Consider the following 1,645-nt stretch of genomic DNA (forward strand, 5'->3'; position numbering starts at 1 on the left):
CAGGTTCAAATCAAAGACTTTGATCTGTATCGCGACCAAGCCCGTTTTATTGAAGAGACACGCGGGCACATCGATTTCTTCTCGCACCACTTCTACGAAAACGCGTTGATGCTCGGTGCCCACGCGCGTCGCGGGCAAGGCTACTCGAACTATCTGCTCGGCCGCTATGAAGCGATCCTCGACATGCTCCGTGCTCACATGCATAAATCGGACAACGTGCTGCCGATCCTGATCACCGAATGCGGTTCTCTTCAGAACGGGCGGCAACCGTCTGATAACTGGCTGCGTTTGCTCGCCTGGAACGCGTACCTGACCAAGTCGATGCAGCGTCCCGATCAGATCGAGTTGTTCGTGCCGTTTGTATTCCTGCACATGGCGTGGAACCCCTACAGCGGAGATGCGGCGTTCACGCCGAAAACAAACTTGGAACGACACCGAACGATCGAAGACTTCGAACCCACCACGATCGCGAACTACTTCGAATTGTGGCGGGATTTCGACGGTCGACGACTGCCCGTTGCGTTCGATCGTGACTGGTTGGACGTCGTCGCGGTCCATGACGGCACGCGAATCTCTATCGCCGTGACGAACATGGGCGGACGCCAAATCTCGTTGGATCTATCAGGTGTTGCGAAAAACGCAGGAGCAAACAAGGCGACACAAACACGACTGAACTACCACAAGGGAGAGGTTGTCTTTGAGCCCGAACACGACGTCGATGCGTCCGCGGTTCCCGTCGACGTGAACGAGACCACGGTGGTCCGTTTGAACTTGGCGCAAACGCTCGCGCCCGCGAAGGTCGTTAAACAACAACGGCACTACGCAGAAGAGACCGCGGTAAAATCAGAAGGCGAAGCGATTAAGTTCTCGATCGACAACCTGGATGCGTCCGATCTGCAATCGGCCAAACTGATCATCGGTGTTCATCGTCGCGGTGGAATCAGCGAACCGCTCGTGGTGGAAGTCAACAGCACGACGATCGAGATCGACCGAGGAGACGCGGACGAATTCACGGAGTTCTTCGCACCGCTCGATGCCGTTATCCCGGTGTCAGTCTTACGCAAAAACAACGAGGTCGAAATCAGCGCACAAACCGGTACAACGATCACGTCGGTTCAGATCGCAACGCTGCAAAACGTGGATGATTGATCGAAGGCGGTCCGCAAAAGCCATCAGCCGCTGGGTTACACCTCCGGTTGATGGCAACGACCGCGGCTTACAGGAAGGCCGTAGTGGATCTAGTTAAAGATCCTCATGCAGCAGGATCTTTAGCAAGATCCACTACTAGAACGTAAAGCCGACAAAAACGAATAAAATTCGGTGCCTGAATTCTGGCAAACTCGGTTGCGGGACCCGGCACGTTGAGTGCCAAAATGCTCTAAGTCTGCTGTGGCGTTTCGGCTTCCGTTTCGCTGCTCGACTCCTCAGACGCTTCCTGCAGCGAACGGATGAAGTTGATAAGGTGCCACACGTCATCTTCTTCAAACTGGCCGTCGACGAACGTCACCGCTGGCATCGGGGAACCTTCGATGCCTTGCGTGATTCGCATATACAAATCGCTGGCCTTGGCACCTCCGTGAAACGCACCGAGTGCGAAATTCCTTGGCTTGGCATTGACCGGTGGTAACGCTCCCCGAGCGAGCAA

At 55.1% G+C, this 1,645-nt stretch carries 1 protein-coding gene and 1 pseudogene; one reads left to right on the forward strand and one right to left on the reverse strand.

All coding sequences use genetic code 11. From position 1 onward, the window contains the following. A pseudogene (locus RSSM_RS33685) lies at window positions 1–1,149 on the forward strand (beta-agarase); the annotation flags it as partial. Window positions 1,150–1,378: 229 nt separating this feature from the next. Here the strand turns inward: RSSM_RS33685 and RSSM_RS11290 are convergent. After that, a partial coding sequence (locus RSSM_RS11290) for a c-type cytochrome (protein ID WP_390174053.1) occupies window positions 1,379–1,645 on the reverse strand: 267 nt, incomplete at its 5' end.

It is taken from the genome of Aporhodopirellula sallentina SM41 (assembly GCF_000346505.1).
In the GTDB taxonomy this organism is placed as follows: Bacteria; Planctomycetota; Planctomycetia; order Pirellulales; family Pirellulaceae; genus Rhodopirellula; species Rhodopirellula sallentina.